The 11,377-nt window shown below is 62.9% G+C and carries 2 protein-coding genes; both read left to right on the forward strand.

Translation table 11 applies throughout. The annotated features are described in order from the left end of the window. The first annotated feature begins 141 nt into the window (after positions 1–141). Complete coding sequence (locus tag IEQ42_RS13855) at positions 142–3,543, forward strand: non-ribosomal peptide synthetase (protein ID WP_210703885.1); 3,402 nt, start codon at positions 142–144, stop codon at positions 3,541–3,543. Then, complete coding sequence (locus IEQ42_RS13860; RefSeq protein WP_210703886.1) at positions 3,540–11,366, forward strand: non-ribosomal peptide synthetase; 7,827 nt, start codon at positions 3,540–3,542, stop codon at positions 11,364–11,366. The genes IEQ42_RS13855 and IEQ42_RS13860 overlap by 4 nt, the downstream gene beginning before the upstream one ends. Positions 11,367–11,377 lie beyond the last annotated feature (11 nt).

An 11,377-nucleotide genomic window follows, 5' to 3' on the forward strand; every position in this document is an offset into this window, starting at 1 on the left:
GACTTCGGCATTTGTGCGTCTGGCGCAGGTTGCTGCCGGGCCAGTATTGCGCCGGGTTGCTAAATCATTGCGTTTGTCATTCGTTCTTGTTGATACGACCGGGCCTCCTGGTCACGCCGCCGATCAGCAAGGACCCCATGCATGAATGCCGCAGACGCACAGAAACTAGCCCGCCGTTTTATCGAATTACCGCAGGACAAACGACGTTTGTTTCTCGCCGGTATGGCTCGCGAAGGCATTGATTTTGCGCAGCTGCCCATGACGGCCTGTGAGGGAGTCGCCGAGCGCGAAGGGCTGTCTTACGCGCAGCAGCGGATGTGGTTTCTCTGGCAGCTGGACCCGCAAAGTGCCGCTTATAACCTGCCGATGGCGGTACGCCTGAACGGCGCGTTGCAGGTGCAGGCCCTGGAGCAGGCGTTCAGCCTGCTGGTGGCGCGGCACGAATGCCTGCGCACCACCTTCGGTCAGGCCGGCGAACGTGCCTTCCAGCGAGTGGCCGAGCCGCAGGCATTGCAACTATCGCTCACCGATTTGTGCCGCGTGCCCGAGGAGCAGCGCTGGCCGCTGGTGCAACAGCACATGATGGCCGAGGCCACGCAAGCGTTCGACCTGGAACACGGCCCGCTGTTGAGCCTGCGGCTGTTGCGTCTGGCCGAGCAGGAACACGTGCTGCTGCTGACCTTGCACCACATCATTGCCGACGGCTGGTCGATGAACATTCTCATCGATGAGTTCATGCGCACCTACGACGCCCTCGTTGCGGGGCGTGAGCCGTCGTTGCCGGCGCTGATTGTGCATTACCGCGATTACGCGCTGTGGCAGCGCAGCTGGCTGGAGGCGGGTGAGCGCGAGCGGCAACTGGATTACTGGCGCACACAGCTGGGCGACGAGCATCCCGTATTGGAATTGCCGACCGACCGCGCCTATCCGGCACAATCGAGTCATCAGGGCGCGCGTCTGGAAACGGTGATTGATGCCGCGCTGCGCCAAGAACTGAAAAGCCTTGCCCAGCGTCAGGGCGTGACCCTGTTCGTGGTACTGCTGGCCGCGTTCAAGACCTTGCTGCATCGCTACAGTGGCCAGACCGACATTCGCGTCGGCGGTCTGATTGCCAACCGCACCCGCAGCGAGACCGAGGGCCTGATCGGCTTCTTCGTCAACACGCAGATTCTGCGCAGCGAAGTCACCCCGCAAACCCGCTTCGCCGAGCTATTGCAGCGCCTGCGCGAGGCTGCGCTCGGCGCCCAGGTCCATCAGGAGCTACCGTTCGACGCCCTGATCGAAGCCCTGCAACCGGCGCGCAGTCAGAGCCATAATCCGCTGTTCCAGGTGATGTTCAACCACCAGCCGCTGGTGACTGACTTGCAGCACGTGCAGCTTGAGTCCGGTTTGCAGGTGGACTATCTGAGCGAAGCGCAATTGGCCGGCAGCGGTCGGCAACACGCGGCCACCAGCGACCTGATGCTCGACACCCGCGAGGAGGGCGAGCAACTGTTCGCCGCCTTCACCTACGCCACCGATATCTTCGATGCCGCGACCATCGCCGCAATGGCGGGGCATTGGCGCAACATTCTTGTGTCCGTCTGCCACGACCCGCAGCAATTCGTCGGCGACGTCGCGCTGCTGGCAGATACCGAGCGTAAACAGCTGATTCAGACCACTGCGTCGGAACCTGATTTCGCCAGCGTGCAAACCCTGTTTGAAGCGCAAGTGGTGCGCACGCCGCAGGCTGCGGCGGTGATTCTGGCGAGCGAACCGTCGCCGTCACTCACCTATGCCGAGTTGAACACCCGCAGCAACCGTATGGCGCATCAGTTGCGTGCGCGGGGTGTCGGCCCTGACGTGCTGGTCGGCGTCGCGTTAGGGCGCTCGCTGGAACTGGCGGTGGCGTTGCTGGCGGTACTCAAATCCGGCGGCGCCTATGTGCCGCTGGATCCGCAAACCCCGGCCGAACGCCTGCGCCATGTGCTGGATGACAGCGGCCTGAAACTGCTGCTGACCGACAGCTTCAGCCTCGCCAGCCTGCCGCCCCTCGACGGTGTCGATTGCCTGTGCCTGGAGCAACTGGCCGACAGTGACCACGTCGACAATCTGTCGGTGACGGTCGAAGCGCAAAACCTCGCCTACGTGATCTACACCTCCGGTTCCACCGGGCGGCCGAAAGGTGTCGCGGTCAGCCACGGTGCGCTGAGTGAGTTCATCGCCCGCGCCATCAGTTACAGCGACCTGCGCGAAGGTGACCGCGTCCTGCAATTCGCCACCAGCAGTTTCGATGGCTTCGTCGAGCAGTTTTTTCCACCACTGTGCCATGGCGCTGGCGTGGTGCTACGCGATGCACAGCTGTGGGACAGCGCGACGTTGCATCGAGTGATAGTCGACCAGGGCATCACCTTGGCCGATTTGCCGGCCGCGTACTGGTATTGGCTGGTGCAGGAATACGCCGCTAATCCACCCGCCGATTTCGGTGCGTTGCGCCAGATTCACGTCGGTGGCGAGGCCATGGCGGTGGACGGTTTGCGTCTGTGGCAACAGGCCGGTTTGGGCCATGTGCGTTTGCTCAATACCTACGGCCCGACCGAAGCCACGGTGGTCTCGACGATTCATGACTGCACGGCACTGACGGCGGACGCTGTGTCGTGGCGGGGCATTCCCATCGGCCAAGGTCTGGATGACCGTCGCCTGTACGTGCTCGATGATCATTTGAACCTGCTGCCGCAAGGCGCGGTGGGCGAGTTATACATCGGCGGCCCGGGCCTCGCCCGTGGTTATCACCGTCAGCCGATGCTCAGTGCCGAGCGCTTTATCGCCGACCCGTTCGCCGCTGGACAACGCCTGTATCGCACCGGTGACCGTGCGCGACTGCGCGCCGATGGTGCGCTGGAGTACGTCGGCCGGGTAGATCATCAAGTGAAGATTCGCGGTTTCCGCATCGAACTGGGCGAAATCGAATCGCGCCTGCAGCAGTGCTCAGGGGTTCGCGAAGCGGTGGTGCTGGCAGTGCCGCTCAGCGGTGGCCAGCAACTGGTGGCGTACGTGGTCTGCGATCAGGCCGTGCTGGAAAGCGCCGCCACTCAGTCGGCGTTCCGCCAGCAAATACGCGCCGCGCTGCAAGCCCATCTGCCGGACTACATGGTGCCGGGGCACTTGCTGTTGTTGCCGAATCTGCCGCTGACGCCAAGCGGCAAGCTCGACCGCAAGGCGTTGCCGGCGCCGGATCCGAGCCAACTGCAAGGCGACTATCGCGCACCGCAAACGGACACCGAACAGCAACTGGCGCAGATCTGGGCAGAGGTCCTGCAAGTGTCGCGGGTCGGTCTGGATGATCACTTCTTTGAGCTGGGCGGCCACTCGCTGCTGGCCGCACAAGTGATTGCGCGTATCAAAAGTCAATCGGGCGTGGTGTTGCCGCTACGCAGCCTGTTCGAAAAACCGTTGCTGGCTGATCTGGCGGCGGTGCTGGCGCACTTGTCTGACAGTGCAACGGACGACGACTGGTCCGACATGGATCAGTTCATGAATGCTTTGGAAGGAGAAGAAGTATGAGCGGCACTATGGCGGAGCGCATCGCGAAAAGGTTCGTCGGCTTGCCGCTGGAGCAGCGTCGTCTGTTTCTGGCCAAACTGCGCGAGGACGGCAAGGATTTCAGCCTGTTGCCACTGCCAGTCAGCCGTCACGAAGTCACGCCGATTCCGTTGTCGTTCGCGCAGCAGCGTTTGTTGTTTCTCTGGCAGCTGGAACCACAAAGCGCCGCGTACAACATGGCGGCCGGCCTGCGTCTGAACGGGCGTCTGGACGAAGCGGCGCTGCAACGCTCCTTCGATTTTCTGGTGGCGCGCCATGAAGTGCTGCGCACGGTGTTCCAGACCGACGGCGATCAACCGCATCAGGTAATTCTGGATCAACAACCGATTGCGCTGGAACGCATCGACCTCACGGCGCTGCCTGCTTCTGAGCGCGAGCCGGCCTTGGCGCAACAGGTGCAAACTGTCACGGCGCGGCCGTTCGATTTGCGCCACGGGCCGTTGCTTCGAGCCAGTCTGTTTGCCTTGGCTGCCGATGAGTTCGTGCTCGTGGTGAGCATGCATCACATCGTCTCCGACGGTTGGTCGATGGACGTGATGGTCAAGGAATTCGTGCAGTGCTATCAGGCGTTCAGCCTGGAGCGCGAGCCGCAATTGCCGGCACTGGCGTTGCAATACGCCGACTATGCGATCTGGCAGCGGCGCTGGCTGGAAGCCGGCGAAGGCGAGCGCCAACTCGATTACTGGCGCCAGCAGCTGGGCGAGGAGCATCCGCTACTGGAAGTGGCGCCGGACTTCGCCCGGCCACTGACACAGAGCTTCGAAGGCCAGACTCTGAGCTTTGACTTTGGTGCGGACCTGTCGCGGCAACTCAACGCGTTTGCCCGCAGTCAGGGCATCAGTCTGTTCATGCTGGTGCTGGCGGGTTTTTCGCTGTTTGTGTCGCGACACGCCGGGCAGCGCGACATTCGTGTCGGTGTGCCGAATGCCAACCGTGGACGTGCCGAAGTCGAAGGGCTGATCGGCTTCTTCGTCAACACTCAGGTGCTGCGTTGTGAGGTGGATGAGCGCGGCAGTTTCACGGATCTACTGGCGCGGGTGCGTGAAGCATCGTTCGGCGCCCAGGCGCATCAGGAGCTGCCGTTTGAGCAACTGGTGGACGAGTTGGTCGCAGAGCGAACCCTGGGCCATAACCCGCTGTTTCAGGTCAAGTTCAACCAGAACGTCGGCATGCAGAAGCAGCGTGCGATGGCCCTGCCCGGATTGAGCGTGGCGGAATATCCGCTGGACAAGGATGGCACCCACTTCGATCTGGCGCTGGACATCACCGACGACGGCACGCTGATTCACGGTCAGATGACTTATGCCAGCGACCTCTATCGCGCGCAGACTGTTGCCGGTTTCGTACCGGCCTTGCTCGGTCTGTTCAGTGAATTGCTGAAAGCGCCGCAAGCGCCGCTGCACAGCGTCGCGCTGATCTCACCTGTGGCACTACCAGCAGTTGCCGAGCCGGCACTGTCGGTGTTGCAGCACTGGGATCGTGAAGTCGCCCGCCAGCCTGAAGGGGCGGCTGCCCGCGATTTGAATCAAGTCTTGAGTTATCGGACACTGGATCAGGCGGCCAATCGCCTGGCCCATCATTTACGCGCCCAAGGCGTGCGCGACGGCCAACCGGTGGCAGTGCTGATGGAGCGTTCGCTGGATTGGCTAACCTGCGTGCTGGCGATCTTCAAGGCTGGCGCGGTGTACATGCCGCTGGACGTCAAGGCGCCGGACGCACGCTTGCAGCAGATGCTCGGCGCTGCCAACGCGCGAGTACTGTTATGCGCCGAAGGCGATGCACGTGTTTGCGGGCTGGCGGTTGACGGCTGTCAGGGCATCGCGTTTACACCGCAGCAGTGGCAGTCAATGGCGGGCACCTGTCCAGCCGTGACGTTGTGCGCTCAATCGCCGGCGTACGTCATCCACACCTCCGGTTCGACCGGACAACCCAAAGGTGTGCTGGTCAGCCACGGTGCGCTGGCCAGCTATGTGCGCGGTGTGCTGGAGCGTCTGGCGCCGGCACCGGACGCCAGCATGGCGCTCGTCTCCACCATCGCGGCGGACCTCGGTTTTACCGTGCTGTTCGGGGCGCTGTGCTCCGGGCGGCTGCTGCATGTATTGCCGGAGGAACTGGGCTTCGATCCGGATCGCTTTGCCGAGTACATGGCCGCGCATCAAGTGGGCATGCTGAAAATCGTCCCGGGCCATCTGACCGCTTTGTTGCAGGCCTCACGGGCTGCCGACGTACTGCCGGAACACGCGCTGATCGTCGGCGGTGAGGCGTGTGCGCCGGCACTGGTGGAGCGCGTGCGTCAGCTTAAACCGGGCTGCCGCGTCATCAACCACTATGGACCGAGCGAAACCACGGTGGGCGTGTTGGCCCATGAAGTCGGTGATCTGACACTGACGCGCGGCGTACCGGTCGGTAGCGCATTGGCCGGAGCTCACGTTTATGTGCTCGACGACGTACTGAACAACGTTGCCGATCAGGTAGCCGGCGAGCTGTACATCGGTGGTGACAGCGTGGCGCTGGGTTATCTGAACCAGCCGGGGCTGACCGCAGAGCGTTTCCTCCCGGATCCGTTCGGCGCGCCGGGTGCAAGGATTTACCGCAGCGGTGACCGCGTACGTCGCAATCGTCAGCAATCGATGGAATTCATCGGACGCGCCGACGATCAGGTCAAGGTGCGCGGTTATCGCGTGGAGCCGGCGGAGGTCGCGCGGGTGCTGCTCGGGCTCGAGGGTGTCGGTGAGGCGGCGGTGCTGGCGCTGCCACTGGATGACGATCCGGCACGGCTGCAACTGGTGGCGTGGTGCGTGCCGGCGGCGAGTCTGACATTGCAGGCGCAGGCGCTGCGCGAGCAACTGCAAGCGTGTTTGCCCGATTACATGGTGCCGGCGCAGATCGTCCTGCTGGAGCAACTGCCGCTGACGGCCAACGGCAAACTCGACAAACGTGCCTTACCGGTGCCGGGGGTGGTCACTCAGCATTTCGTCGCGCCGGTGGGTGAGATCGAAGAGAAGCTGGCGGCGATCTGGGCTGATGTGCTGAAGCTTGAGCGCGTCGGCAGCACCGATAACTTTTTCGAGCTGGGCGGTGATTCCATCCTCAGTCTGCAAATCATTGCTCGGGCCAAGCGCCAGGGCATCAAGTTGAGCCCCAAGCAACTGTTCGAAAAACAGACGGTCGGCCAGTTGGCTGCTGTGGCCAAACTGATCGAAGCGAAACCGGCTGCTGCCACGGCGCAAGCGGGTCGCGGGCCGCTGCCATTGCTGCCGATTCAGGCGCGCTTCTTCGAGACCGAGATTGCCCGGCGTCAGCACTGGAACCAGTCAGTGATGTTGCAGCCGACTACCACTCTTGACGCCAATCACCTGCGCACCGCGCTGACGGCGCTGGTTGAACAGCATGACGCGCTGGCGCTGAATTTCCAGGCGTCGGGCGATACGTGGCAGGTACTGCCGCAGACCCAGCGTGACCCGGAGTTGTTGTGGGTGCGCGAACTGGACAGTCTGGCGTCGTTTCCGGCCCTTGCCGATGAGGCCCAGCGGAGTCTGGATCTGCAACAGGGGCGTTTGCTGCGCGCCGTGCTGGTGAACCTGCCGGACGCCGAGCAACGTTTGTTGCTGGTCATCCATCACCTTGTGGTGGATGGCGTGTCGTGGCGCATTCTGCTGGAAGATCTGCAGCACGCTTATACCGCGCTCGCCACCGGTACCGCGATGGTCTTGCCGGGCAAAAGCACTTCGCTGCACAGCTGGGCTGAACACCTGCAGCGTTATGCGCAGTGCGAGGCGCTGGTTGCTGAGAGCGAATACTGGCGCACAACCCTGGAGGCGGGTGACGCGCAACTGCCGCAGGATTTCCCGCAAGAGCGTCAGACCCGTGGGCAAGCGGCCCGGGCCAGTTCGCGCCTGAGCCAGGCGCTGACTCACAAGCTGCTCAAAGTCGCCCCTGCTGCCTATCGCACACAAGTCAACGACCTGCTGCTGGCCGCGCTGGCGCGGGTGTTGTGCGACTGGAGTGAACAGCCTTCGGTATTGGTGCAACTTGAAGGGCACGGTCGCGAAGACTTGTTCGATGAAGTCGATCTGAGTCGCACGGTCGGTTGGTTCAGCAGCCTGTTCCCGGTACGCCTGACCCCCCAAGCGCAGCCGGGCGCATCTCTTTGCGCGATCAAGGAGCAATTGCGTGCGGTGCCGGGCAAAGGCATCGGTTACGGCGTGCTGCGCTATTTGACCCGATCCGCCGAGTTGCAGGGGCTGGCTCAGCCACGGGTGACGTTCAACTATCTGGGCCAGTTCGACGGCGCGTTCAATGCCGACGCAGGCGCCTTGTTTATTCCGTCAGGTGAAAGCACCGGGGCCAATCAGGACGCCGCGGCGCCGCTGGGCAACTGGCTGAGCATCGACGGTCAGGTCTATGGCGGTGAGCTGGAACTGACCTGGACCTTCGGTACGGGCATGTACCGTGCCGAAACCATCGAAGCCCTGGCCGAGGCCTATCGTCGTGAGCTGGAGCGTTTGATCGAGCATTGCTGCGACAGTGGTGAGGCCGGTGCAACACCGTCGGACTTCAGTCTGGCGAGCCTGACCCAGGCACAGCTGTCGGCACTGCCGATCCCGGCCCGCGACATCGTCGACCTCTACCCGTTGTCGCCGATGCAGCAGGGCATTCTGTTCCACAGCGTCAACGATCCGGACAGCCCGGCCTACACCAACCAACTGCGTGTAGATGTACGGAATCTGGACACCGAGCGTTTCCGTCAGGCCTGGCAGCAAACCGTCGACGCCCACGAAATCCTGCGCACGGCTTTCGTCTGGCCGCAAGATGCCGCCGCTGCGGTGCAAGTGGTTCGCCAGAGTGCGCAGATGCCATGGCGCTTGCAGGATTGGCGTGGTCGCGATGACCTCGGTACGGCGCTGGATCAACTGGCCAGCGACGATCTGGCCAGTGGTTTCGACCTGACCGCCGCGCCGCTGTTGCGGGTGACGCTGGTGCGCACGGACGACTCGACGCATCACTTGATCTACACCTGCCACCACATTCTCATGGACGGTTGGAGTACCTCGCAGTTGTTCGGTGAAGTGCTGCAGCGTTATGCCGGCATGACCCCGGCGGTCGGGCAGGGACGCTATCGCGACTACATTGAATGGCTCAGCCAGCGCGATCAGCAGGCCAGCCGCGAATTCTGGACGACGGCCCTGGCTGACCTTGAAGAGCCGACGCGTCTGGCCAATGCCGTGTCTGGCGGGCAGCGCAGTGCCAGTGGTTACGCCGATCACGAGCATGTGTTCAGTGAGCAACTGACGGTTGATCTGAACCGTTTCGCCCGCGAGCAGAAAGTCACCCTCAACACTCTGGTGCAAGCGGCGTGGCTGGTGCTGTTGCAGCGCTATACCGGTCAGGTCAACGTTGCGTTCGGCGCGACCGTGGCCGGGCGTCCGACCGACTTGCCGGGCGTCGAGCAGCAGATCGGTCTGTTCATCAATACCCTGCCGGTGGTGGCAGCGCCGTCCGCCGACATCGTCGTCAGCCAGTGGCTGCAACAGGTGCAGAGCCTCAATCTGGCGCTGCGCGAGCACGAACACACGCCGCTCTACGATATCCAGCGTTGGGCGGGAGCGGGTAATGGGGCGTTGTTCGACAGCATTCTGGTGTTCGAGAACTACCCGATGGCCGAAGCCCTGCAACAAGGTCCGGCCACCGGCCTGACGTTCTCGGCGATTCGCCGTCAGGAGCAGACCAACTACCCGTTGACGCTGGTAGCGGTCACCGGTCGCGAGCTGAGTCTGGGGGTCAGTTACGATCAGGCCAGTTTCGCTGCGACGACAGTCGTTGCATTGAGTGCACAGCTTGAGAGTCTGTTGGCGCAGTTCCTGGCTGATGCCACGCAACCGTTGGGAACCCTGCAATTGCTCGCAGAGCCCGAGCGTCAATACGCGATCGATTGGGGGCGGGCCGATGTCAAGGCGCTGGATTCACGCAGCGTGCTGCAACACATCGCCGCGCAAGTGCAGCGGCAACCGCAGGCGGACGCCATTGTGTTCGCCGAGCAACGGATCGATTACCAAGGACTCGATGTCCGGGCCAATCGTTTGGCGCACAAGCTGCAAACGCTGGGGGTCGGGCCAGAGGTGCGCGTGGGTGTGTGCATGCGACGCACACCGGACATGCTCGTGGCCCTGTTGGCAATTCTCAAGGCCGGTGGCGCTTATGTGCCGCTAGACCCGGATTATCCACAGGAACGTTTGCTGCACATGCTCGATGACAGCCGCGCCGCGGTGCTGCTCACCGAGCCGGTGGCGCAGGCGATGTTGCCCGCAGCGCTTAGCGCACAGGTGCTGCTGGTGGAAGAGGGCGCGCTGAGCGAATTCCCGTCCACGGCTCCGCTGGCGAAAGTGTCGGCGCAGAATCTGGCGTACGTCATCTACACCTCCGGTTCCACCGGCAAACCGAAAGGCGTGGCCATCACCCATGGCAACCTCTCGGCGCTGATTCAGTGGTCGGCCGGGGTCTATTGCGAGGAGCAGCTGCGCGGCGTGCTGGCCTCGACGTCGATCTGCTTTGACCTGTCGGTCTGGGAGATCTTCGTCACCCTCGCTTGCGGTGGTTGCCTGGTGCTGGCGGACAACGCGCTCGCGCTGGCCGATTTGCCGGCCCGCGAGCAGGTCACGTTGATCAACACAGTGCCTTCGGCAATTGCCGCATTGCAACGCGCCGGGCAGATTCCAGATTCGGTCACCACGATCAATCTGGCTGGCGAACCGCTCAAGCAAACTCTGGTGGACAGTTTGTACGCAAGCACATCGGTCAAGCAGGTCTACGACCTCTACGGGCCGTCAGAGGACACCACTTACTCGACCTTCACCCTGCGTACCGCGCAAGGGCAGGCCAACATCGGTCGGCCGCTGGAAAACACCGTGGCTTATCTGCTCGACAGCCAGTTGCAGGTGCTGCCGAACGGCGTGGCCGCCGAGCTGTATCTGGGCGGTGCCGGGATGACCCGTGGTTATCTGATGCGCGCGGCACTGACCGCCGAACGCTTTGTGCCGAACCCGTACGCCAGCAACGGCGAACGGCTGTACCGCACCGGCGACCTGGTGCGCCAGGGCAGTGATGACAACATCGAGTACATCGGCCGGGCCGACCATCAGGTGAAGATTCGCGGCTTCCGTATCGAACTCAGCGAAATCGAAGCGCGGCTGTTGGAGCAGGACGAAATCCGCGAAGCGGTGGTGCTCGCTCAGGACGGTGCCGCCGGCAAACACCTGCATGCCTACGTCGTGGCGGCGCAGGCTGTGCCGGATCAGCACGCATTGACGGAACGCTTGCGCAACGCGCTGGCCAGCCGCTTGCCGGCGCACATGGTGCCGGGACACTTGCACCTGATCGAAGCCATCCCGCTGACCCCGAACGGCAAGCTGGATCGCAAGGCCTTGATGGCGTTGGGCGACAGCCCGACACAGCAGCACTATCAGGCGCCGCAGACCGATTTGCAGTGGGAGGTGGCGACGGTCTGGCAAGAGGTGCTGGAGGTCGATCAGGTGGGCCTGGCCGACAACTTCTTCCAGCTCGGCGGGCACTCGTTGCTGGCCACGCTGGTGGTGACCCGGATCAAGGAACGTCTGGGCGACAAGGTGCCGCTCAAAGAGCTGTTCGAAACCGACACCCTCAAGGCGTTCTGTGCGCGGATCGAGGCCTTGCGCGTCGAAATGTCGCCCGTTCAGGATGAATTGGCTAAATCCCTGGAGGCCCTCAAACGTCTATCCCTCGATGATCTGGAAAAACTGATTTCTTGAGAGGGAAAAAC

The sequence above is a fragment of the Pseudomonas iridis genome, assembly GCF_017980685.1.
GTDB lineage: Bacteria > Pseudomonadota > Gammaproteobacteria > Pseudomonadales > Pseudomonadaceae > Aquipseudomonas > Aquipseudomonas iridis.